Annotated in this window: 24 protein-coding genes and 1 pseudogene; 15 read left to right on the top strand and 10 right to left on the bottom strand. The window is 56.5% G+C overall.

The window, feature by feature from the left end; genetic code table 11:
- Nucleotides 1-4: 4 nt before the first annotated feature.
- The 3 genes from QF010_RS09285 to QF010_RS09275 form a co-directional block, all read right to left on the bottom strand.
- Nucleotides 5-1,066 (bottom strand): sterol desaturase family protein, encoded by a 1,062-nt coding sequence (locus QF010_RS09285; RefSeq protein WP_429532958.1) that lies wholly within the window; start codon nucleotides 1,064-1,066, stop codon nucleotides 5-7.
- Between the two features lie 98 nt (nucleotides 1,067-1,164).
- On the bottom strand, nucleotides 1,165-1,554 hold the full coding sequence (locus QF010_RS09280) for a c-type cytochrome (protein WP_429532957.1): 390 nt from the start codon (nucleotides 1,552-1,554) through the stop codon (nucleotides 1,165-1,167).
- A gap of 38 nt (nucleotides 1,555-1,592) precedes the next feature.
- Entirely contained in the window at nucleotides 1,593-2,558 is a 966-nt protein-coding gene (locus tag QF010_RS09275; protein ID WP_429532956.1) for a GlxA family transcriptional regulator, read from the bottom strand.
- A 105-nt stretch (nucleotides 2,559-2,663) separates the two neighbouring features.
- On the opposite strand from QF010_RS09275, the gene QF010_RS09270 reads away from it, so the two are divergent.
- Both QF010_RS09270 and QF010_RS09265 read left to right on the top strand, forming a co-directional pair.
- Nucleotides 2,664-3,233, top strand: coding sequence for an acyl-CoA thioesterase (locus QF010_RS09270; protein ID WP_429532955.1), 570 nt, complete (start codon nucleotides 2,664-2,666; stop codon nucleotides 3,231-3,233).
- Nucleotides 3,234-3,282: 49 nt separating this feature from the next.
- On the top strand, nucleotides 3,283-3,597 hold the full coding sequence (locus QF010_RS09265) for a DUF7693 family protein (protein ID WP_429532954.1): 315 nt from the start codon (nucleotides 3,283-3,285) through the stop codon (nucleotides 3,595-3,597).
- Here QF010_RS09265 and QF010_RS09260 read toward each other — a convergent pair.
- Together QF010_RS09260 and QF010_RS09255 are read right to left on the bottom strand one after the other, a co-directional pair.
- Nucleotides 3,581-4,855 carry a glucarate dehydratase family protein gene (locus QF010_RS09260; protein WP_046052552.1) on the bottom strand — a complete coding sequence of 425 codons (1,275 nt, stop codon included), beginning with the start codon at nucleotides 4,853-4,855 and terminating at the stop codon, nucleotides 3,581-3,583. The genes QF010_RS09265 and QF010_RS09260 overlap by 17 nt on opposite strands.
- Nucleotides 4,852-6,231 carry an MFS transporter gene (locus QF010_RS09255; protein ID WP_429532953.1) on the bottom strand — a complete coding sequence of 460 codons (1,380 nt, stop codon included), beginning with the start codon at nucleotides 6,229-6,231 and terminating at the stop codon, nucleotides 4,852-4,854. Before QF010_RS09255 ends, QF010_RS09260 begins: the two co-directional genes overlap by 4 nt.
- A 106-nt stretch (nucleotides 6,232-6,337) precedes the next feature.
- On the opposite strand from QF010_RS09255, the gene QF010_RS09250 reads away from it, so the two are divergent.
- Complete coding sequence (locus tag QF010_RS09250) at nucleotides 6,338-7,240, top strand: LysR family transcriptional regulator (RefSeq protein ID WP_429532952.1); 903 nt, start codon at nucleotides 6,338-6,340, stop codon at nucleotides 7,238-7,240.
- Nucleotides 7,241-7,495: 255 nt separating this feature from the next.
- Nucleotides 7,496-8,056 carry a lipid-binding SYLF domain-containing protein gene (locus tag QF010_RS09245; protein ID WP_429532951.1) on the top strand — a complete coding sequence of 187 codons (561 nt, stop codon included), beginning with the start codon at nucleotides 7,496-7,498 and terminating at the stop codon, nucleotides 8,054-8,056.
- Between the two features lie 237 nt (nucleotides 8,057-8,293).
- Here QF010_RS09245 and QF010_RS09240 read toward each other — a convergent pair.
- A pseudogene (locus QF010_RS09240) lies at nucleotides 8,294-8,785 on the bottom strand (isochorismatase family protein); the annotation flags it as partial.
- Between the two features lie 5 nt (nucleotides 8,786-8,790).
- Here QF010_RS09240 and QF010_RS09235 point away from each other — a divergent pair.
- The 11 genes from QF010_RS09235 (at nucleotide 8,791) to QF010_RS09185 (ending at nucleotide 17,108) form a co-directional block, all read left to right on the top strand.
- On the top strand, nucleotides 8,791-9,090 hold the full coding sequence (locus QF010_RS09235) for a hypothetical protein (protein WP_429532950.1): 300 nt from the start codon (nucleotides 8,791-8,793) through the stop codon (nucleotides 9,088-9,090).
- A 287-nt stretch (nucleotides 9,091-9,377) separates the two neighbouring features.
- Nucleotides 9,378-9,854, top strand: a complete 477-nt coding sequence (locus tag QF010_RS09230) for a phage virion morphogenesis protein (RefSeq protein ID WP_429532949.1) — start codon at nucleotides 9,378-9,380, stop codon at nucleotides 9,852-9,854.
- Between the two features lie 402 nt (nucleotides 9,855-10,256).
- A complete protein-coding gene (locus QF010_RS09225) occupies nucleotides 10,257-11,801 on the top strand; it encodes an endonuclease NucS domain-containing protein (RefSeq protein ID WP_429532948.1) in 1,545 nt (514 codons plus the stop codon).
- Nucleotides 11,802-11,928: 127 nt separating this feature from the next.
- A complete protein-coding gene (locus tag QF010_RS09220) occupies nucleotides 11,929-12,468 on the top strand; it encodes a restriction endonuclease (protein ID WP_429532947.1) in 540 nt (179 codons plus the stop codon).
- 168 nt (nucleotides 12,469-12,636) lie between these two features.
- A complete protein-coding gene (locus QF010_RS09215) occupies nucleotides 12,637-13,830 on the top strand; it encodes an S-type pyocin domain-containing protein (RefSeq protein ID WP_429532946.1) in 1,194 nt (397 codons plus the stop codon).
- A 19-nt stretch (nucleotides 13,831-13,849) separates the two neighbouring features.
- Complete coding sequence (locus QF010_RS09210; RefSeq protein ID WP_429532945.1) at nucleotides 13,850-14,206, top strand: DUF6572 domain-containing protein; 357 nt, start codon at nucleotides 13,850-13,852, stop codon at nucleotides 14,204-14,206.
- Between the two features lie 48 nt (nucleotides 14,207-14,254).
- The gene (locus tag QF010_RS09205) at nucleotides 14,255-14,611 is read left to right on the top strand and encodes a DUF6572 domain-containing protein (RefSeq protein WP_429532944.1); all 357 of its coding nucleotides are present in this window, start codon (nucleotides 14,255-14,257) and stop codon (nucleotides 14,609-14,611) included.
- A gap of 414 nt (nucleotides 14,612-15,025) precedes the next feature.
- Nucleotides 15,026-15,394, top strand: a complete 369-nt coding sequence (locus QF010_RS09200; protein WP_429532943.1) for a DUF6124 family protein — start codon at nucleotides 15,026-15,028, stop codon at nucleotides 15,392-15,394.
- 15 nt (nucleotides 15,395-15,409) lie between these two features.
- Nucleotides 15,410-16,141 carry a helix-turn-helix transcriptional regulator gene (locus QF010_RS09195; protein ID WP_429532942.1) on the top strand — a complete coding sequence of 244 codons (732 nt, stop codon included), beginning with the start codon at nucleotides 15,410-15,412 and terminating at the stop codon, nucleotides 16,139-16,141.
- Between the two features lie 107 nt (nucleotides 16,142-16,248).
- Entirely contained in the window at nucleotides 16,249-16,689 is a 441-nt protein-coding gene (locus tag QF010_RS09190) for a hypothetical protein (RefSeq protein ID WP_429532941.1), read from the top strand.
- The gene (locus QF010_RS09185; RefSeq protein WP_429532940.1) at nucleotides 16,641-17,108 is read left to right on the top strand and encodes a phosphotransferase family protein; all 468 of its coding nucleotides are present in this window, start codon (nucleotides 16,641-16,643) and stop codon (nucleotides 17,106-17,108) included. Before QF010_RS09190 ends, QF010_RS09185 begins: the two co-directional genes overlap by 49 nt.
- Nucleotides 17,109-17,123: 15 nt before the next feature.
- Here the strand turns inward: QF010_RS09185 and QF010_RS09180 are convergent, their stop codons facing one another.
- From QF010_RS09180 to QF010_RS09165, 4 genes are all read right to left on the bottom strand, one after another.
- Nucleotides 17,124-17,582 (bottom strand): GNAT family N-acetyltransferase, encoded by a 459-nt coding sequence (locus tag QF010_RS09180; protein WP_429510500.1) that lies wholly within the window; start codon nucleotides 17,580-17,582, stop codon nucleotides 17,124-17,126.
- A 160-nt stretch (nucleotides 17,583-17,742) separates the two neighbouring features.
- A complete protein-coding gene (locus tag QF010_RS09175; protein WP_429532939.1) occupies nucleotides 17,743-19,155 on the bottom strand; it encodes a purine-cytosine permease family protein in 1,413 nt (470 codons plus the stop codon).
- Nucleotides 19,156-19,375: 220 nt separating this feature from the next.
- Nucleotides 19,376-20,116, bottom strand: a complete 741-nt coding sequence (locus tag QF010_RS09170; RefSeq protein ID WP_429532938.1) for a TorF family putative porin — start codon at nucleotides 20,114-20,116, stop codon at nucleotides 19,376-19,378.
- 110 nt (nucleotides 20,117-20,226) lie between these two features.
- Nucleotides 20,227-21,969: an amidohydrolase gene (locus QF010_RS09165; RefSeq protein ID WP_429532937.1), complete on the bottom strand. Its 1,743-nt coding sequence runs from the start codon at nucleotides 21,967-21,969 to the stop codon at nucleotides 20,227-20,229.
- Between the last annotated feature and the right edge of the window lie 14 nt (nucleotides 21,970-21,983).

Raw genomic sequence — 21,983 nt, 5'->3', positions numbered from 1 at the left:
GAATTCAGCGCCAACGTCGACGGAAGAATGCCAACGAGAGTTTTTCGGCGAAACGCGACGGCCATTCCATGGCACGCCTGGCGGGGAACTTGCGGGCGATGTCCACAAAGGGCGTGACGATCAGGCTATAGAGTGTCAGGTAACGGTCCTGATCCTGTTCGCCCGTGCCGAACTGGATAGGCTCGGGCGTCGAGTGCGTGACGTAGAGCGTACCGAACATCCAGTCCCAGAGTGACAGGTTGATACCGAAATTCTTGTTGAAGTGTCGCCGCGCGTCACTGTGATGAATCTGATGCTGCGCCGGGCTGTTCAGCACATGTTCGACCACCGGCCCGAAAGAAAGCCAGACATGGCTGTGACGCAGGTTGGCCGCCAAGGCATTGAGGATCAGGACTATATACGTCACGCCGAACAGGGTGTACCGACTGACCTCCCCGCCACAGGCGTACCAGAAGACACCGGCAAAAGCGCCGAGGAAGATGGTGTCAGTCAGTTTTTCGACCATTTTTTCCACAAAGTGAATCCGGCTTGCCGTCGCCGGCACCAGGACGGGCGCGGAATGGTGGACTTTGTGGAACGCCCACAGATACCGGGAATGAAAGGCGCGATGGCCCCAGTAATGGATGAAGTCTTGCACCAGGAACACGCCCAGCCCGTAGAGCAAGGACAGTGAGAGGTTCTCCTCCACCTGCACGCGCGCGCCCCAAAGATTGTTGAAAAACGAGATGTAGTCGCCGGAACGCAGGACGTACGGATCGACCAGGCCAACAATGGGCAGCACCAGCGCGACCTTCAGGATGGCCCGCACGAAGTAGTACCGGTAATCCAGCAACGCCGAGGGATGAAAATGAACCCGGTGCCCGCCGATGAACTGCCAGAAAGAACCTGCGTCGGTCAGCCCGCGATATTGTCTGAAGCGGTACAGGCTGTAGGCGATGCTGTAGGACACGCAGAGAAACACGATGCTGAAGCGGCCGTTCAGATCGAAAATGCCAAGAAACTGATTCGTGACAGGCTCGATCACCCACTTGATCAGGTTGTCATACAGAAACGCGAGTACATCCATGAACGGCTGCCCCCTCCGTCAAAAAGGGGGAATTGTAAATCAGATCAGAACCACCGAGTGTTCCGCGCCTGGCGAATGCCCTCGAAAGTCGCAAAGTCCTACTGCGGCTGAAACGTCTCAAGGTACGCCAACAGATTGTCGATCTTTTCCGGGTCGCTGAGCCCCCAGAAAATCATGCGAGTGCCGGGCACCACGTCTTTTGGAGCTTCGAGGTACGCCGTCAGCGTTTCGCGGGTCCAGACAATACCGGCTGATTTCATCGCATCGGAATACTGGTAATCCGTGGTACTGCCCGAAGGGCGTCCAAAAATGCCATTGAGCTGCGGCCCGAATGAACCGCGTGCCGACTCCCCGACCTGATGGCAGCCACCGCATATCCGCTTGAACAGTGTCGCACCCGCTTCAGCATCGCCGGCCGCGTGTGCTTGCGTGCTGAACACCCCTGCATTGAGCATCAGGGCGAAGATGAGTACGGCGGCTTTCTGCAATTTTTGCTCCCAATCATCTGTGGCTTGACGCAAGTGAATCAATTCGCACCCGGTTGAAACTTCTTCCTGTAAGCAGCCGGCAGCAAACCCACTCGTTGGCGGAACAGTCTACGGAACGAATTACCGTCTTCGTAGCCCACGGCGTAAGTAATGCTGTCGAGTGTCATGCGGGTGGATTCAAGAAGCTGTTTTGCCTTCTCCAGACGCAGGGTTTGCAGGTAGGTAATGGGCGTGTAACCAGTGGCCTCCTTGAAACGCCGTTTGAAATTCCTGACGCCGAACCCGAATTGCTGGGCGACGTCATCAATCAACAGCGGCTGTTCGAAGTGATCCTCCAGCCAGTGTTGAACCCGCAGGATGTCACCATCCCCATGGTTCTTCGGCAGTGACCACATGACATACACCGATTGCTCGCTGCGCACAGCGTCGACCAGCAAGTATTTGCTGCACTTTTGCGCCAGTTCCAGTGAAGCGAACCGGCGCACGAGGTGCAGCAGAAGATCCATGGAAGCACTCGCGCCCCCGCACGTGATCACGCGGTTGTCCTCGCAGAGGATCTGCGTCTCCTCCAGACAGACCTCGGCATACCGACGACGAAACAGGTCTGCAAAGGCCCAGTGCGTGGTAGCACGATCGCCATCCAGCAGGCCCGTTTCGGCCAGCATGAACGCCGCCGTGCACATCGACGCCACCACGGCACCCTGCGCATGCTGTTGACGCAGCCATGGCCCATAAGCTGAAAAGGTCGGCAAAGCGTCCTTCAAGGTGAAGAGGAATCCGGGGATCAGCACTAGGTCGGTTCGCGGGATCTCGACGGCGGACAGGTCCACGCGCAACGTCTGCCCTCCCCACGCGGCGACATCACCACCATCAAGCGAGGCGATGACCACTTCAAAAGGCGCGTCAGCAGTATCTGCAAACAGGTTGGCGGCGCTGAGCACTTCCAGGGCCATCGTGGCGCTGGCGGCGGAACATTGATCCGCCAGTAAAAGCGTGACGTGCATAAATGATCCTATTGCGCATTTCGCATGAAAAAAGTCATTTGCGCACCTACCTTACCCGATCCTTCCTCCCTAAAGTGCACGCGTCATTCAATCATCGGCGTACTTATGAATCTCTGGTTCCGACTTTTCCTCATGCTGTTTCGTCGTCCGTGGCGCAAGCCGGTTGACGCCCTGGCCACTACCGTCGTCCACATGCGCGTCTGGCCGCTTGACCTCGACCTCAACCGACACGTTACCAATGGCCGGTATTTCACCCTGGCCGATATAGGACGCATGGACTACGTGTTGCGCAGCGGTGCATTCCGGGTGGCGCTGCGTAATAAGGCCGTGCCTATCGTTGGGGACACCTGGGGCAAGTTTCGTCGTGAGCTGAAGCTGTTCGAAGCGTTCGAGATTCACACCAGGATGCTTGGCTGGGACGATAAGTGGAGCTTTATGGAGCACCGCTTCATGAGCAAGGGACGCGTGGTCGGTGTCGTGGTGATGCGGGGTTTGTTCCGCTCTGCCAAAGGCACGGTTGCACCTGGCGAGTACGCCCGGGAACTGGGACTGGCTGAACAGTCGCCGCCGATGCCGGCGTGGCTGACTGACTGGTCGCAAAGCTGCAATGACATGAGCCGTGAGCTTCGAGAGGAAGAAGGACAGCCTGCCCGACGCCCGCAGACCGTCGAATAAATTCAGCGCTCCCGCTATCCTGTGCACCCCGAACTCACCGGAGACGCCCGTGCCGTCCCTGACCGCCCGCGAGGTTTACCAGCAATTGCGTGACGCTGCGCTGGAAGTCCGGCTGCTGAAGCGACTGGACGAACAACCCGAGCCCGGCCACGTGCAAGTCGATATCGAAGGCTGGCGCCTGACCCTCGACTTCGACGGCACTCGCCTGCGCCACTGCCAACGTTGCCAAAGCCCGGACGGTCGCGAGGGCGTGTTCGACAGTTGGCAACGTTACGGCACCGACCCGGTGAGTTTGCTCAGCACTTGGGAACTGGCGCAGATAGAACGGCTGTGCAGCGAACAAGCCATCAAAAACGCGGTTTGACCGCCTTCCACTCCGGCTTGTAGCGCTGCATCTGTTTCACGTCATCGCGCTGACGAATGCCGCACGTCAGGTATTGATCGTGCAGCTTGCCCAGTTGATCGTGATCCAACTCCAAGCCCAATCCGGGCGCGCGGGTGATCTTCACGCAGCCATCGACGATGGGTATTTTGCCGCCCTTGATCACCTCTTCATCCGGTTCCTGCCACGGGTAATGCGTGTCGCAGGCGTAATCCAGATTGGGCACCGCGGCGGCGACATGCGCCATCGCCATCAGGCTGATGCCCAAGTGCGAGTTGGAATGCATCGATACGCCAAGGCCAAAGGTGTCGCACATTTTCGCCAGCGCCTGGGTGTCGCGCAGGCCGCCCCAGTAGTGGTGGTCGGCGAGGACGATCTGCACGCTGTTCAACGCAACACTGCGGCGGAATTCATCGAAATCGGTGACCACCATGTTGGTCGCCAGCGGCAGGCCGGTGCGCTTGTGCAGTTCGGACATACCGTCGAGGCCCGGCGTCGGGTCTTCGTAATATTGCAGGTCATCGCCCAACAGTTCGGCCATGCGGATCGACGTTTCCAGCGACCAGTTGCCGTTCGGGTCGATGCGCAACGGGTAACCGGGGAAAGCCTTTTTCAGCGCCTTGATGCACGACACTTCGTGCTCCGGTGGCAGCGTGCCGGCCTTGAGCTTGATGCTCTTGAAACCGTTGGCCTCGATCATGCGCCGGGCCTGGGCGACGATCTGTTCTTCGTTCAGCGCTTCGCCCCAGCTGTCGGGTTTGTAAGGTGAGTCGACGTGCTGGGCGTACTTGAAGAACAGGTAGGCGCTGAACGGAATCTCGTCGCGAATCGCACCGCCCAGCAAGTCCACCAATGGCACGTTCAAGGAGTGCGCCTGCAAATCCAGGAACGCCACTTCGAACGCCGAATACGCATTGCTCACCGCTTTGCTGGCGTGGGAGCCGGGCGCCAGTTCCGCACCGGCAATGCTCGCCGGTTTGTTCGCCGCCACCGTGGCCTGCACGATGCGGCGCAGCTGATTGAGGTTGAACGGGTCGAGGCCGATCAACTGGTCTTGCAGTTGCTGCTGGATCAACAGCGCCGGAGCGTCGCCGTAGCTCTCACCCAGGCCAATGTAGCCGTTGTCGCTTTCAATCTCGATGATCGAGCGCAGCGCAAAGGGTTCGTGAATCCCGCTGGCATTCAGCAGCGGCGGATCACGAAAGGCGATTGGGGTGACGGTGACTCGGGTGATTTTCAAGAGGCTGCTCCCTTTGGATCAGGTTTCAATGCGGGGTGACTTAAAGAGGTTGGGGATGTGGCGGTCAGCACCTGGCGGGCATCGCCCTTCGGTGCCGTGCGGGCGAAAAAGATCACCACCGCCGCCACCAGTGACGTGGCCGCCAAACCGTACAAGCCGCCTTCGATGGAGCCGGTTTTTTGCTCCAGGAAACCGAACGCCGTCGGGGCGACGAAACCGCCGAGGTTGCCGATGGAGTTGATCAAGGCGATCACTGCGGCGGCGATGCGAGCGTCCAGATAGCCTTGCGGAATCGGCCAGAACAATGCCGAGGCAGCCTTGAAACCAATGGCGGCAAAACAGATGGCGACGAAGGCGAAGATCGGCCCGCCGGTGGTGGACATGAACATGCCGAACGCGGCGATCACCAGGGTCAAGGCCACCCAGGCTTGCTGGTGTTTCCATTTGCTGGCCATGGCGGCGAAGCCATACATCGCGATGATCGAAATGATCCACGGAATCGAGTTAAACAGGCCCACCTGGAAGTCGCCGAGGTTGCCCATTTTCTTGATCATGCTCGGCAGCCAGAACGTGGCGCCGTAGATGGTCAGGGCGATGGAAAAGTAGATGAAGCAGAACAGTGCGATTTGCTTGTCGGCCAGCAGCTTGAACATCGATGGCTTGACTGTCTGTGTGGCTTCGCGGGCCTGTTGTTCCAGTGCGATGGCGTCAACCAGTGCGTCCTTTTCTTCGGCGCTCAACCATTTCGCCTCGTGCGGATGGGATTGCAGCCAGAACCACACAAATCCACAGAGCACGATCGAGGCAAAGCCTTCAATCAGGAACATCCACTGCCAGCCATGCAGGCTGAAACCGCTGACATTCAACAGCGCGCCGGAGACGGGACCAGAGATCACCGAGGCAATGGCCGAACCGCTGAGGAAAATCGCCATGGCTTTGCCACGTTCAGTCGACGGTAGCCATTGGGTGAAGTAATAAATGATGCCGGGAAAGAAGCCTGCTTCGGCTGCACCGAGGACAAAACGCAGCACATAGAAGCTGGTTTCGCCGCGCACGAACGCCATGGCCATCGCCGCCGCGCCCCAGGTGAACATGATGCGCGTCAGCCAGGCGCGAGCGCCGTAACGTTGCAGCAGCATGTTGGAGGGGACTTCGAAGATCGCATAACCGATAAAGAACAACCCGGCGCCCAGGCCGTAGGCGGCTGCGCCAATGCCGAGGTCGGTTTCCATGTGGCTGCGCACGAAGCCGATGTTGACCCGGTCGATGTAGTTGACGATGAACATCACCACAAACAGCGGCAGCACATGGCGCTTGACCTTGGCCGCTGCGCGGGCGAGCACGTTCGGGTCCGGCGGACTCTGGAGGGTATTCAAGGGGCAACTCCCGTTCATTGTTTTTTTAGGGACGAGCCGATCATGGACGCGCTCATTGATCCCGTCTAATCTAACTTGGCATTCGATTGATACCTGGATTAGATCAATGTTCGAACTGACTCAACTGCGCTGTTTCACCACGGTGGCGACCGAACTGAATTTCCGCCGGGCCGCCGAACGGTTGAACATGACTCAACCGCCCCTCAGTCGGCAGATTCAACTGCTGGAACACCACCTGGGCGTCGAGCTGCTCACCCGCACCACCCGCAGCGTCGCCCTGACCGCCGCCGGTCGCGCCTTCTTCATCGAAGCGCAAAACCTGCTGGAGCGCGCCCAGCAAGCCGCCGTCACCGCCCGCCGTTTTGCCGAGGGCGACATCGGCTCGGTCAACATCAGTTTCGTCGGCAGCGCGGTGTATGAATTCCTGCCCAAGGTCATCGCCGAAGCGCGGCTCAAACAACCGCACGTGAAAATCGACCTGACGGAGATGAACACCTACCAGCAGCATGAAGCCCTGCGTGCCCGTCGTATCGATTTGGGCATTGTTCGAGCACCGTTGCTGGAGCCGGGATACGCCACCGAATGCCTGGTGCGCGAGCCGTTTGTCTTGGCGGTGCCGAGCCGTCATCGGCTGGCGAGCGCAGAAACCGTCTCGGTCAAAGACCTCGATGCGCAACCGTTTCTAATGTACTCCCACGCCGCCTACCCGCCGTTCAACGAACTGCTGACCGGCATGCTCCGCTCTGCACGCGTCGCCCCGGAATACGTGCAATGGCTCGGTTCATCCTTGACCATCCTGGCCTTGGTAAACGCCGGCATGGGCTTGGCCCTGGTGCCTCGCTGCGCCACCAGCGTGGTGTTCAAGAACGTGGTGTTTCGCGATATCGATCTGGGTGAAGGTGTGCAGAGCGAGCTGCATTTGATCTGGCGCGAGAACAACGACAACCCGGCGTTTGCGATGTTGCTGGAAGGCATTCGAAGGGCTGTGCGGGAGGGATGGGGCGTTTGAGTTTGTCGTTGCCTGGCGTTTCTTTGCGGTCATCGACCACTTTGCCTCTGGCGACGAACCCGGCCGTTGCACAGTGGTCCAAACTTCTGACGGCATCGCGAATGATCAAGGCCTTGGGCCTGGTTCATTCAAAAGCGACGCTTTGCAACTCACACACATCAGGGTGCGCCGGATAACGTTCAGTAGGTTCGGATCCTGTCTGGTGCAGGCGCTGACTGCTGCTCCCATCCCCTGCTCCCTTAGCGGAGTACGAAAATGACTCAGTCAATGCGCTTCTTCCTATCGATCTTCCTCGCGACAGCCTCATTGGCATCAGCAAGCCTCCTGAACACGGCAGGTGCGGCAACCGCCGAGGATCTGAATGCCGACTCCCACCAAGCGTTGCAAACGCTTTACAAGGCCACTCCATTTGCCAAAACCATTTCGCAGAATGCCAAAGCGGTGCTGGTCTTCCCGAAAATCATCAAGGCCGGCCTTGTGTTTGGTGGCAGCTATGGCGAAGGCGTGCTGATGAAGGGCTCGAAGGTGGATAGTTACTACAACTCCGTAACGGGGTCATGGGGGCTGCAGGCTGGCGCCCAATCGTACGGTTATGCGGTGTTCCTGATGACTGACAAAGCCGTGAACTATGTTCGTGAGACCAAGGGCTGGGAAGTCGGCGTGGGGCCAACCGTTGTCGTGGTTGACGAAGGGGTCGCGAAGAATCTGTCGAGTTCTACACTCAAGGACGATGCCTACGCGTTCATATTCGACCAGCAAGGGTTAATGGCCGGGGTCAGCATCGAGGGAACCAAGATTTCCCTGATCAAGCGCTGAAAGCCTGCCCTTCAGGGGGTTTGATCTTTTGAAGCATGCCGCGTGGGTGTCCTCCCACGTTTCGCAATCCATTCAGGTTGAGAGGTGGAATTCATGAACAACATCATCTACATCGTCGGGGTAGTTGTGATTGTCGTGGTTATCCTGTCGTTTCTCGGGTTTGCATAGCGTCGAAGACTGTCTCGTATTGGCAAGGCTGTGCCCCGTATTGCGAGGTACAGCCTGGTCGCGCTTGACCTATTTGGCCTGTAGAAACTCAACGGTTTGCGCCGTGCTCCACAGGGCATTGGCGATGTAGCGATAGTTGATCAGTGCGGCAAGGTAGCCATCACCTTCGGGGGTCGTCGGGCCGGCGGTCGCGTCCCGAACCACGGCCACTTCAAAGCCAAGCTCCAGCAGTTCGCGCAGGTGCGACTCGACGCACAGGTTTGCCGCCATACCCGCCAATATGATTTGCGACACACCGTGCTTGCGCAGCTGCAGCGCCAGGTCATTGGTTTCCGGGCCGTAAACCTTGTGCGGTGAAGCGATGATGGTTTTGCCGTCGAGGATGTAGGGCTTGTACTCGGGCATGAAGTCGGCACCAGAGTTCTCGAAACCGTCGAGGGTCAACGGCCCCTTGCGATCAAACATGCAGATGCTGTGCATGACTTTCTCGAGCGGCCCGCCGAAATGCCATTCGTGATCACACGGATAGTAATAATGCGGAGAGACAGCGACCCAGTCACCGCGCAATGCACAGTCAAGTCATCCGCCACGACGACCCCATCTGGTCAGCCATCTACCAACCCAACGGCTTCAACTGCCGCTGCCGCGTCATCGCCCTAAGCGAAGCCGCCGTCAGACGTCGCGGGCTAGCTGTCGTCTCCAGCGAAGGAAGGATGTTCAAGGAAACCGTAGAGACCGGCACCGACAAACGCACCGGTGAAATCAGAACAGCCACCGTCACCGGCGTCCGACTCACAACGCCCAAGGCCAACCCATCACCTTCCGAACCGACCCCGGCTTCAACCACGCCCCAGGCGCAGGCCTAACCGAAGCCCTAAAACAAAAAGAGGCCACCGCCCAACGCCACACGGGCTGACCCACCGCAACCCCTCTATGAGAGCAAGCCTGCTCGCGAAAGCAGACTTTCAGCCACATCCCCGTAGGAGCTAGCGAAGCCTGCGATCTTGATCTTGGCTCACCAAAAAACTCTACAAACCCAAAACCAAACACTCCCCCTGTGGCGAGGGAGCTTGCTCCCGCTGGGCTGCGCAGCAGCCCCAAACCAGTCCCCCACATCCTCCTGACACCCCACCACCCAGAACAAAGGCCCCCAATGCTCACCATCGAACTAAACCACCCACCCCTACAACAAACCCTGCACGAAATAGAACAAGCCACCGGCAACCTCAAACCCCTCATGCAATCCATCGCCACCGAACTTGCCCCCCAAACTGAAGAAAACTTCGAACAAGAAGGCCGCCCCCAATGGCCCGAACTCCCCGACACCACCACCGAACACCGCGCCAAACGAGGCCACTGGCCCGGCCAAATCCTGCAAGTCAGCACCGCCGGCCTGGCGGCCTCCATCACCACCTACGCCACCGACAACTCAGCCATGGTCGGCAGCAACAAACCCTATGCGGCGATGATGCTATTCGGTGGGGAACAGGTGGATTTTCCGCACCTGTGGGGTGACATACCGGAACGACCATATCTACCGATGGATGCAGAAGGCGCATTGCCACCCGAAACAGAGCAAGCCCTACTTGAGCTAGCGCTATCACATCCAAAACAGGCGGCCGGCCTTTAATGCCAAATGCAAGGTGCACCCGGTCACTCAACGGATAGCCAGACACAGTGCAGAGAGGAGGATCGTCTTCAGGGCAACGGCGTATTAAGCACCCATCAAGGGCAAAGGGTTCTTACAGTAATAACTGTACAACCCATGAGCCAGGTAGCTTGCTCCCGCTAGGGCCACCCATAGGCTCCCAAAAAAGGGATCACAGGCCTAGGTTTCGTAGCTTTCAAAACGTAACCTTGAGGACCTCCAAACAAGCTATCTTCAAAGGCTGAGTGAGCGGATGCGCACCTCTTGAATGTGGTGAAATTCGAGTGAGTTGGGGAAGCGGGATTTCTGTTGGTTACGGTATTCAAGACAGGTGATCCGCCAATAAAAACCTGTCAATCATGTCAAAAAAAATAGGGAAAAATAGTGAACAGATTTGAGGAAAGAATTAGGGATTTTTTAGCCAACAATCTCAGTATGATCGAGCCAAACTTAACTATTATCCGTAAAGAATATCGATTGGCCAATCATCTCGGCTCAGATGGGAGTATAGATATACTTGCAAAGGACAATCTTGGTCATTATGTCATTATAGAAATCAAAAGAAGCAATCAAGCTGCCAGAGCGGCTTTGCACGAACTGACAAAATATGTGGCATTGCTCAGGTCTTCTTTGGGTGTGCCCGCCGAAAAAATACGGGCCTTATTAGTATCTACAGAATGGAAAGAACTATCAGTTCCATTTTCTGAATACCAGAAAATATGCGAAGCTCCGACGGAAGGATATACGATATCAGCAGTTGAATCTGGCGAGGTCGTTAATTGCACCAAATTTATTCCTGTGCATGTAGAGCAAGGGCTTTCTATCAGCAGACAACAAAGCCTTTTATTATATAAAGATATCAAAAAAAGAAATGACGGAATTAAGATTGTTGCAAGGGCTGCTACTCAGTCTCAATTATTAGATTTTGTAATTTTGACAGCCGATTACACAGGAGGGGGCGACGAGGTAATTTATCCATTTGGTATATATTTTGGCTTTTCCTCACCGATTTCAGATCCTGAAAACGAAGAATCAAAACGTATCATGCAGATATTACAATGGGATGAGTATTTAGATGATCCTGATGAGAACTTTCTCTGCGCACTGATGGATCACATTAGCGGAAATGACACCGCGGAAATAGGTTACCCCGAAAAATTAAAGCTAATGGACGAATCAGGATGGTCAATATCCGTAGCTCTTCGTAGTGGTCGTTATCAAAACAACATTGAGCTTCTACCTGATGACCAGCTTGTATCTGAGTTCACAAAAACAGAAGGCGGTGCTAATTACTATCTACAAAGTACATCCTCCCCCAAGTACCTGCCAAGCTGGACCAAATTCAAAGAAGATGTGTTATTGATTCTCATGGGAAGCGAAAGATGGGAGTCTTTTTTCAAGGTATTAACAGAAGACTTAGAGATCAATTTCCCCGACTCGACTGTATCAATTGGTCTATACAACCCAGCAAACATATTGCTGGGTCTTTCAAAGGCCTTTGGTGAAAAAGATTTCAGATACCTGCCAAGCTTCCAGCTAGTTATCTCCGGAGAAAAGCAGACGACCTTTTATTTAGGCCAGCTAACTTGGAATGGCATCACAGTAAACACTGATGCTGATCGGTGGATCGAGAACTCATATGGTTCATTGGAGGACTACTTTCTCATGAATGCCTTTGGTGAGCAGCACTCAAACGAGGATTTAGCGTGCGAAGGTCTCGGACTACAATATTCTATTTATGAGGTTATAAATCCAGGAAGTAATGAACAAGCCACCTACTTAATCACACTCAACGACGGAGGCGCTATTTCTAGAACCTTTTCTGAGAAAGCCCCACTCACAATAAGTGATTTTTACAGTTTGCACATTACATTCGGCAAGAGGTTGGTGGATGTCGTAAGGAGTTGCACCTTAGGATTAATTAAGTAACCTCTTTCAGAGCCAGAGATAGACTGTGCATAGTGCCTCCCCCCTCCTTTTGGAGTACAACGCACTCTAGTCGACGGGTGGGAAAGTCCTTTATTTTAAAAGTTACAAACCGCTGGAGTGAATGCCAATGGACGACAGGTACCCACAACTAACGCTTAAGCCTATTGAGTTTGAGCGTCATGTGCGCTCCATGCTCGATGCGATGGGGAACTCCATTCTCGAGTACCGATCAGAGCATCGGGAAGTTATTCAAGGGGTAGATGGTGAATATGAAATTGACGTATCTGCCCGATTCCATTACCTAGGTATGGAATTCTTGATTCTTGTAGAGTGTAAACATTACAAGAATCCCGTGAAGCGGGAGACGCTTCAAGCACTGTACGACAAGATGCGTTCGGTGGGGGCTCAGAAATGTGCTTTGTTCACGACGTCTGGTTTTCAATCCGGCGCATTGAGATATGCAGAAATTCACAAGATTGCCACGGTTAAGGTCGTGGATGGTCGGAGTACATATTTCACCAAGGCGTTCGGGGCCCAACTGATCGAACCGCCGCCATGGGCGAATATTCCACCTGTTTCCGGTTGGCTAATAGACGGCAGTCATTTCTCAATCGTTTCTGAGGAGCACGGGGAGTTTCTTGAGCGTTACCTTTTTACTGACATTTAGACTTAGTTTCGATCTGCTTCGAGCCCAACGCACCACTCGATTAGGAAGTAAAGGTAACGCCTAAAGTGTGGACATCACCATATAGAGTCAAAGTGCCACTCATTGCCACCCAAAACCCCACCTGTCACCCTGCGCCCCGTTCAAAGGATCAGGACAAGGAATCAAGGATTGAGTGGCTACGTACCCAACCCGCCCAAGGGTTTTCGCAACAGCGGCGTCGAACCCGTCGATACTAGCGCTCAGCACTGGGCGCAATACAAAGACCTCCCGCCCAAGCCAGACGCAACGCCTGACCCGCTAGGCTGTGTCTTCGCCAAAAGTTGCAACCTGTCGGACGGCGAAATCAATCACACCAACCCGGCAGGGTTTGTGCCCGTTGAAAAGCTGGCCGACTACGGACTATGGGCCGTGTTGGGCACTGGGGCTGCAATCACCGCCCAAGGCACCTCACTCCAACTGGTAGGCGGCTCCGCAACCGGTAGCGCCATTGCCCAGCGGCTGGGCGGCTCACTGGCACTCAATTTGTTGGCCGGGGCTGGCACTGTGGCGGCGGGGGCTGCCGTAGGCACCGTTGCCCTGTTAATGCCCAACACCAGCCTTGCACCCGACAGTGCCTTCTACAAAGACGAACAGTACGCAACGCTTGAAGCGGGCCGTACACGCGTCCGCATCAACGTAAAGACCTTGCCCGATGGTTCCGTTAACGCTTACGGGTTCTACACCGGTGGCAAAAAGGACTGGGAAAAGGTCCCTGTCATCAAGGCGGATAAGGACGGCGAGAAATACATTGCTGACCTAGGCAACGGCATTGGCCTTACCTGGACACCAGCAGCAAGCCCAGACGGTGTCCTGGGTATTCCGGCACTCGAAGGCGCGCCACAATTACCCCCCGTATGGGTGTACCCACCCACGCCGCAATCTGACACGCTGCTGGAAAACCCAGCGCATCCTCCAGAGTTCCAGGATGCAATCATCTGGTTCCCTCAGTCGGGCATTCAGCCCATCTACATCGTGCTCAGCACGCAGCTAGAGAAAAACAAGGTGGCTGGCGCTGCGTTTGAGGAAGAATCCTACGAAGGGTTTTCCGAAGAAATGGAAGAATCAGGTCAACAGGTCACAATCAAAACAGAGAGCGGTACCCGAACCCGCCTCGATATGATCGGTAGAGACGCCAATGGCGATATCGCCTGCGTCGAATGCAAAGCCTCCGACACCGCACCACTGACGCGCAATCAAAAGCAGGCATTCCCGGAAATCGAACAGAGCGGTGGGCGCATTGTCGGCAAAGGTAAACCCGGTTTCCCCGGCGGCACTACAATCCCGCCGACCCGAGTAGAAATCTTGCGACCGCCGCAAAACTAACGCAATTAAAGGAGCTGTCATGTCAGTAGCAGACGCCAAAATCATTGATATGTGGGGCATCCCAAAATGGGACAACAGCAAGATAATTCTCGGCATCTCTGATCATCTCGAATGGGGCGACAAAGCCCAACAAGGCGAGCACCTGCTGTTGCTTCAAGAGAAGATCAACACCTACATCGCCTTCATCGAAAGCGGTGAAATGTACACAGAGATTCCCGGCGCGCTGGGCAAATCGCCTGTCATCCGTGTTCACGGCAAATACGAACTACCCGAGCAAGGCGAGATATTCATTGATCGCGTTGCCGAGACGTTGAAGGAAGTGGGTATTGGATTCGAGTTCGTGCTTAAAGCGGACAAAGAAAAAAGCAACGAGTGACAGGGGCGACGTCATCTGCAAGCTGACCGCCCTTCTGAAGGCGCAGACATGTCCATCGCAGAAACGAACGTTGTCGATATTATTGCAGTACCCGAGTGGGAGCCCGATGACGTGGTGCTGGTCATCACCGACCACCTTGAATGGGGCGACAAGGCCCAAGAGGGCGAGCACCTGCTATTGCTTCAAGAGAAAATCAACACCTACATAGCCTTCATTGAGAGCGGTGAATTGCTGGAAAGCTATCCACCGGCCAAAGGCAAAAATCCGAAGATCCGTATCAATGGCCTGTACGAGTTACCCGAGCAAGGCGAGTTCTTCATTGATCGCGTAACCGAGGTACTGAAGGGCGTGGGCATCGGGCTTGAGTTCGTGCTGAAAGACGACGAAGCAATACGCAACATGTGACCGAAGTCGCGGCAAAGACGCTGGGTTGGATGTCGATCGGCTTTTGCCGCAGTTAAACAGATTTTGCGAGAACGTTTAAGGACACTCAGTGTTACGTCATAAGAGGCTACAACGACTTGCGTCGTTGCCTACGGTTAAGCCAGAATCCGCCGGCTTGTGCGCCTTGCCCCTGGCCTCTATTGTTTCCCTACCACTGCCCATCAGTGGTCGGGTTTAGTAGCCCGGATTAAGCGATAACGGTTGCACAAGTATCATCCAGACAGGCATTCGCCTGTTCTTCATGGTGGCTGTGCGCTTGGCGCCCTAGGGCGCGCCGGTTTTTTGTTGCTTATCCGGTCTACTAACTCGCGCACAGCTGCCACCCTCTTGTTTAGTAGCGAGATGGTTGCCGCCTCACTATGAGAGAAAGCAACTATGTTCAAAGTTACACCTAATCCCCCGAATACCAGTCCGCTACCCTACGACGCCTTTCTCGATCTTGACCCCAAGAAAATGAAAGAGGCGGCCGACCGCGCACTCAGCTTCTACCTCGACCCCGGGGCGTCGAAAACGCAGATACCGCCCCGCAAGCCCAGCACCATTTTCACCATCGACGCAGCGGTGGATGACGAAACGTTGCTCGTCGAGGCCTGCGAATCGTTGGCAGCAGCCAGCGCCATAGTCAACGATCTCACCGACTTAACGGACGGCCCACGACGCCAAACGATGCTGGTGCTGCAACGGGTCATCATGTTGGGGGAGTTAGCGGTCAATCGCGTACTGGATAACCACAATCCTGGGTAGCAGCCAGGCGCAGTAGTGAGGGGGCTCGCTCCCTCACTGCACTTATGTTCGTGCTTAAAGCGGACGAAGCAATACGCAACAAACCTAAACTCCATTTACCTCGCACCAGCGCCCAAGTTTTTCGCGCTCGGCGTCACCTCGTTCCAGTTCGGGCGCAACACCCTGCACCCCTTCCCCCTAGGCCTGAAGGAAACACTGGTTTTCCCGTTCAAGGAACTGGAGAACCTCACCCCCGTGATCGGCGCCCTGCTCGCCGAATTCCAGGATCAGGCCCCCGGCAGAGCCAAGGCGCTCAATCTGCTGCTCGAATACATGTTCGTGGTGTTGGTGCGGCATGCAGTCATCGAGCAAAAGATTTCCAGCGGTCTGCTGTATGCCCTTCAGGACGGGCGCCTGGGTGCGGTGTTCAACCGGATCCACCAGGAACCTGAGGCGCTCTGGACAGTGGAGAAGCTTGCTGGCCTGGCGAATATGTCCCGGTCGAAATTCTCGGCCTGCTTCACCCAGATCATGGACATTTCACCGATGGGCTACGTCACCGCCTGGCGAATGAAAGTGGCCCAGGACATGCTCCGTGACGGGGTGCAGATCAAAGTGATCGCCGCCTCGGTCGGCTACAGCTCGCAAGCGTCTTTCTCCAGAACCTTTCTCAACGTGGTGGGCTGGCCTCCGGCCGAATGGCTGAAACGCGATGCGGGCAGGGATATGCCGCTGATCACGGCGTATGTGCAGCCAACCCAGCGGTAAAAAATCAACTCTGTGTGTAAGGGTCTGCAGCGTCCTGCCGATAACGACAAAGCGTCGCGCTCATTGCCGGCGTTTTATGGACTGCAAAGCATTAGCAGGGACTTTACATGCGTCACCTCAGACACCTTACTTCGCCTCTGAATCAGCAAAAGATCGCTGACGTCACCTTCCATTTTGATCCGTCTGATCAGAACGAACTGGTGACGGTGCTTCAGCGTTTTTTTGCCGCGCCGGATCAACATGCCTTGCTGGATATTCCCGAGGAAACCCGCAGCGTGTTCCTGCTCGAAGGTGAGCGCAAATGGGTGTTGAAACACAATCGCCTGACCCACTGGAAAAAGCAGCTGCAGAATTTCCTGGGCCTCAAGCGTGTGTTCGGGCTGCATGACCTGACCAACGAATTCATCAATCTGTCCGTTGTGTCCGAAAGTCGGAGTCATCGCCCAGAGTCGCTGCATTCGGCCACGTCGGGCGTTTTCCTTTTCTCAAGGAAGAGTATTTGCTGGTCAGTTTTTTCGACAACCATTGCAGCGTCGATGAACGACTGATCGCCCAACCCGAGCAGGCGCAAACGCTGCTGTCGGACATTTTCCAACTGTTTGGGCAGACGCTGGTCGAGGGGTTTGTGCACATGGACCCGCACCCCAAGAACATCCTGATTGGCCCCGATGGCAGGCTGCGCCTGATCGATTTCGAATGCTGCGCGCATTCGGTGCTGGATCACGACTTCAGCCTGGGTTTTCTGCTGGGTTACTTCTATCGCTTCTGGTTCAACAAGTTCATCTCGGTTGAACACTACAACGCGTGCTGTGAACGCTACCTGAAGCATCAGCACCCAGCATTGAACCGTGAGGTTTTCCAACCGGTGTATGAGCGCTTTCGGGACCGTGATGTTTCACGCAGCACGCGTTACCGCATCCTCACCTGCCCCAAGGCCCAAGCTGCATTCCTGCACGAGTTGAGGTAACCGGCAGCGGTTGGCTCAGCCTTGTTTCAAATCGAGGCAGTAGGTGTAGTAACCCGTATCGCGCACATAGCCCAAGGATTCGTACAACCGTTGCGCGCCGACATTGTCAGTGGCCGTTTCCAGCACCAGGCCTTTGGCCCCGGTCAACACTGCGAAGGCTCGCGCGGTGTTCATCAGCAACGTGCCGACCCCTTGCCCTCGGGCGGCAGGTGTTGTGAAGAGGTCGCCGAGCAGCCAGGTGCGGTGCGCGTCGATGGAGGAAAACGTCGGGAACAATTGGACGAAACCCAGCGCCTCGCCGCTGGGGGCCTGGGCGAAGAAGATCGCGGATTCGTCCCTGGCAATGCGCTCGGCGATGAAGGCGCGAGACTGCGGCAGGTTCGATGGCTGGCCGTAGAAGCCTCGATAGGCGTCGAACAGGCTGGCGATTTTATCGAGGTGGGATGCGTTGGCGCGCAGGGCCTGGATGTCCATGTTGATCGTCTCCTTACGGGTTGATTTGATGAGCAGGAAAAGGGAAATGTAGATCAAAAGATCGCAGCCTGCGGTAGCGCCTGCAAGGGACGGCGTACACCTGTAGGAACTGCCGCAGGCTGCGATATTTTTGCGTTCACCCAAACTTCCGGTTTCCTCCTTAAGGCCTTTCAGTTCCACTCAGGGCCACCGCCGGCATAGATGTCCTGGCCAGCGCGTAATAAAGAATCCCCGGCACCACCAGACCAACGATCCAGGAAATATCGACACCGCCGAGCTCCGCCACCATCGGCCCGGAGTAGAAGTGCGTATCGACAAAGGGCAGCTGGATCAATACACCGGTGACATACACGCTGATCCCGCGCGTGTTCCAGCGGCCATAGCGACCCGCCGGGTCGGACAGTGCCGGGATGTCATAGCGCTCTTTGTTGATGAAGTAGTAATCCACCAGATTGATCGCGCTCCACGGTGTGAAGAAAGTCAGCAAAAACAGGATGAAGTACTTGAAGGTGTTGAGAAACGAGTACTGCCCCAACAGCGCGAGCGTGGTCGATGCCGCGACAATCACCAACACAAACACCATCCGCTGCCGGGCGGAAATCTCCAGACGACTGCGGAAGCCGCTGATGATGGTGGCCACGCACATGAAGCTGCCATAAGCGTTGAGCGTGGACACCGTGACCTTGCCGAACACCACGCTCAAGTACAGCAAGGACGCCATCACACCGGTGCTGCCCAATCCGACGATGGTCGCCACCTCATGACCGCGGAAGTTCGCACCGGCCAACGCCGCGGCAAACACCCCCAGCACCATGGACGCCTGGGCGCCCAGCACTGTTCCAAGACCTACGGCAGCGAACGTCTTCCACGAGGAGGTTTTGCTCGGCAGGTAGCGTGAGTAGTCCGCCACATAAGGGCCAAAGGCGATCTGCCAGGACGCGGACAACGACACCGCCAGCAGGAAAGTACTCCAGCCGAAGTGACGGTTTTCCAGCAACAGGCCGATATCGTTGAGGGTCATCAACCGGGTAAACAGATAGACGAAGGCGATGATGCCCAGCACGCTGGCCACCCGGCCGACCAGGTGGATGACCCGGTAACCGAAGATCGTCAGAAACGCGATGCAGGAGGCAAAAATCAGGATGCCGGCACTGTCGCTGACATGGATCAATTGGGCAATCGCCTGCCCCGACAACACCGCACCAGTGGCGCTGAAACCGAGGTACATCAGGCACACCAGCACAATCGGGATGGCCGCCCCATAGACCCCGAACTGCACACGACTGGAGATCATCTGCGGCAGCCCAAGCTTCGGCCCTTGCGCCGCGTGCAGGGCAACCACTGCACCGCCGAGTACCTGGCCGATCAGCAAGCCGATGAGCGACCAGAACACATCGCCGCCCAGCACCACGGCCAGGGCGCCGGTGACGATCGCGGTGATTTGCAGGTTCGCGCCGAGCCACAGGGTGAACTGGCTGTAGAGGCTGCCATGACGCTCGGCCTCGGGGATGTAATCGATCGAACGTGTCTCGATCAGGGGACTTCGCTGCTGACTATCGCTGACCTTGGTCATTACGCTGTTCTCTTCTGAGGGCAAACGGGTAAAGGGTCTCAAGTCGAATACAGTTTTGTGGCGAGCGAGCTTGCTCGCGCTGGGCTGCGAAGCGGCCCCAAAATTCTGACAACAATGCGATTTTGCGACTGCTGCGCAGTCGAGCGGGAGCAAGCTCCCTCGCCACAATTGATCGCTCGACCCTGGGTTTCTGTTAACTGACTGGCAGGGCTCTTAACGTTTAGAACGCCTTGCTGGCACTGGCAACCACAGTGGCGGTGCACAGGTCACCATAGCCGTACCAGCTCGTGCATTCGCTTTTCGACAGGTCGGTATCAATGTAGCTAAGGCCCCAGGTCACCCCCACGAAGTCACGGGTCAACCTGGCTTCCCACTCGCTGTAGGCATCACGGCTTTCGCCGCTGGCGGACCAGAACGCCGGGTCCTTGACATCGTTGCGACCCACGCGCAGGTCCAGGCCGATCTCGGCCGGCAATTCGATTTTGTAGCTGAGGTAGGTGTAGAGAGTGTCCTGGTCCTCGCCAAAGAAGTTCGGCGTATCGTTTGAGTAGTAAGCGCCAAGCTTCACGCCATAAACATCAAGGACGGCGTAGACCTCACTCAGGTTGAATTGGCCTTCCTTTGGATAGTCGTACTTGATGTACCCCAGGTCGAGACTGATGGCCTCGGTCGCCTGCCAGTAGTAGCCCGCGTAATACTCAAGCTCCTGCCGCGTCTTGAACTCGCCGCCGAAATCGACATTCGAGGTCCAGGCGCCAACGTACAGGCCGCTGCTGTGCATCAGCGTGGCGCCGGCCTGAGCCGCCGGATCCCCCAGGGTTTGCGAAATGCCCCGGGTGCGGTAGTCGCTGAAGACTCCCAGGGTCATGTCCAGGCTGAAGTCATCGTTGAGTGGCAGTGCGTGGGTGGTCAGGGGCGCCAATACAAGAGTGGCAAGGGTCAATACTGAGCGTGCGTTCATACAAGTCTCTTATTGTTATGGAGGTGCGGGTAATTTCAGGCATGGCGATGCCGAGCCCCTCGTCGTGCGAGGAACCAGGCTTCTTTTGCGTGGTGCGGGTGAACGGAGGGTCAGGACGCGGGTGCGTACACCTCTTTGCCGGCGAAGAAGGTCTTCAGGACCTTGGTGTCGAACAGTTCGTCATCGCTGACCTTGAAGACATCGCGATCGAGGATGATCAGATCGGCCTGTTTGCCGGGTGTCAGCGAACCAATCTGCTGCTCCAGGCGCAGGGCCTTGGCGGCATTGAGCGTGTAGGCGTAGAACATGGTCTGGCGATCGATGCTTTCCTTGGCATTCAACACGCCCAATGGCCCTTTGCGCGTGCTGGCCTGAGCGATGGCGTTCCATGGATTGGGGCTGGACACCGGCCAGTCACTGCCACCGGCGATGACCGCACCGGCGTTATGCAGGGACCTGGCGGGATACTGATAACCGTAAGCAAATGCGCTGATATAGGGTTTGACGAGCTCGACGGTGTAACTCTCGCCGGTGGCCCACAGCAATTGCATGGAAGCGATCACGCCCAGTTGCTTGAAGCGCGGAAACTCTTTCGGGTTGACCAGTTGCAGGTGGCTGATGCTATGAGCCACCGGTGTCGGGTTGAGTTTGCGCGCGTAGGCAAAACCATTGAGTGATTCACGCACCGCACGGTCGCCGACCGCATGCATGTGCACGATCCAGTCGCGCTTCTCCGCTGCCACCACCAACTCACCGAAGTGCGCGGGGTCGATCAGCAGTTGACCGTTTTTATGACTGTTCTTGAAGGGAACGATGACTGCGGCGGTCTGCCCCGGAAACTCCAGAACGCCGTCAGCGAATACCTTGATGCCAGGAAAACTCAGGTTGGGCACACCCTCGAATTTCTTCATCACCTTGGCCAGCACTTCCAGGTCGGCAGGTCGGCTTTTCGGGTTGACCAACAGCAACGCGGCGACGTGCGCATTGAGCTCGCCCTTCTCTGCCAGTTCGCGGTACAGCGGCAGCACGCCGTAACTCTGCTCGGTTGCCTTGAAATCGAACAGCGAATCGCCACTGCCCGCATTCGCCGCCGCGTCCATCCAGGCGGTGACGCCGTATTGATTGTTGACCTTCACCGCCTCGCGGGCGGCTTTCAACATGATCTCGTCGCTGGGCGCGGGGATCTGGCTGCGTACCTGGTCCCAGCGCGACTCGGCAAAATAACCATTGGGGGTGAAGTCCGCGTCGTGCCCCACAAAACTGCGGTCCTGTTCCGAGAGACCTTTTACCAGCGCCGCGTCGATCTTCAGGCGCTTGAGCATGGCGTTATTGGCCCAGCCGGTGTGCCCGTCGATCCCGCTGAGGACCACCGGTTGATCCGCCCAGCGTCCCTGATTGAAGCGCTGGCCCAGCTCACGGCTCTTGTCCCAATAGGCCGAACTGACCCCGGCGATGCTGATCACATCACCGGCCCGCGCAATGCCCGCCTGATCCTGTTCGATAATCCACTGTTCAAGCTCCGGCAACGGTTTGACTTCATCCAGCAGGTTGGCTCCCATGCTGTCGAAGGCCGCAACCACCGGGTGACTGTGGGTATCAATCATTCCCGGCATAAGTACCTTGCCCGCCAGATCGATCCGTTGCGTGCCGGTGTCAGCCAGGGCGTTGATCTCGGCATTACTGCCCACTTTGAGAATCTTGCCGTCTTGCACGGCCACTGCCTGGACCAGTCCCTGACCGGGTTCGGCGGTGAATACCTTGCCGTTGAACAACACAAGGTCAGCGGCGGCCATGGCTTGCACCGAAGAAAAAGCCAGGGCTGCGGCCAACAGGTTTGGAATAAATCGCTGCATCGGAACACTCTCTT

The organism is Pseudomonas silensiensis, assembly GCF_050434865.1.
GTDB lineage: Bacteria > Pseudomonadota > Gammaproteobacteria > Pseudomonadales > Pseudomonadaceae > Aquipseudomonas > Aquipseudomonas fluorescens_W.
This window is presented reverse-complemented; position numbering and strand designations above follow the sequence as displayed.

Bases quoted from the DNA above. Each gene is read 5' to 3' on its own strand.
- QF010_RS09285 (WP_429532958.1), bottom strand. From the start codon at position 1,066: ATGGATGTACTCGCGTTTCTGTATGACAACCTGATCAAGTGGGTGATC.
- QF010_RS09275 (WP_429532956.1), bottom strand. From the start codon at position 2,558: ATGCACGTCACGCTTTTACTGGCGGATCAATGTTCCGCCGCCAGCGCC.
- QF010_RS09270 (WP_429532955.1), top strand. From the start codon at position 2,664: ATGAATCTCTGGTTCCGACTTTTCCTCATGCTGTTTCGTCGTCCGTGG.
- QF010_RS09250 (WP_429532952.1), top strand. From the start codon at position 6,338: ATGTTCGAACTGACTCAACTGCGCTGTTTCACCACGGTGGCGACCGAA.
- QF010_RS09245 (WP_429532951.1), top strand. From the start codon at position 7,496: ATGACTCAGTCAATGCGCTTCTTCCTATCGATCTTCCTCGCGACAGCC.
- QF010_RS09235 (WP_429532950.1), top strand. From the start codon at position 8,791: ATGCACAGTCAAGTCATCCGCCACGACGACCCCATCTGGTCAGCCATC.
- QF010_RS09230 (WP_429532949.1), top strand. From the start codon at position 9,378: ATGCTCACCATCGAACTAAACCACCCACCCCTACAACAAACCCTGCAC.
- QF010_RS09220 (WP_429532947.1), top strand. From the start codon at position 11,929: ATGGACGACAGGTACCCACAACTAACGCTTAAGCCTATTGAGTTTGAG.
- QF010_RS09210 (WP_429532945.1), top strand. From the start codon at position 13,850: ATGTCAGTAGCAGACGCCAAAATCATTGATATGTGGGGCATCCCAAAA.
- QF010_RS09205 (WP_429532944.1), top strand. From the start codon at position 14,255: ATGTCCATCGCAGAAACGAACGTTGTCGATATTATTGCAGTACCCGAG.
- QF010_RS09200 (WP_429532943.1), top strand. From the start codon at position 15,026: ATGTTCAAAGTTACACCTAATCCCCCGAATACCAGTCCGCTACCCTAC.
- QF010_RS09190 (WP_429532941.1), top strand. From the start codon at position 16,249: ATGCGTCACCTCAGACACCTTACTTCGCCTCTGAATCAGCAAAAGATC.
- QF010_RS09180 (WP_429510500.1), bottom strand. From the start codon at position 17,582: ATGGACATCCAGGCCCTGCGCGCCAACGCATCCCACCTCGATAAAATC.
- QF010_RS09175 (WP_429532939.1), bottom strand. From the start codon at position 19,155: ATGACCAAGGTCAGCGATAGTCAGCAGCGAAGTCCCCTGATCGAGACA.
- QF010_RS09170 (WP_429532938.1), bottom strand. From the start codon at position 20,116: ATGAACGCACGCTCAGTATTGACCCTTGCCACTCTTGTATTGGCGCCC.
- QF010_RS09165 (WP_429532937.1), bottom strand. From the start codon at position 21,969: ATGCAGCGATTTATTCCAAACCTGTTGGCCGCAGCCCTGGCTTTTTCT.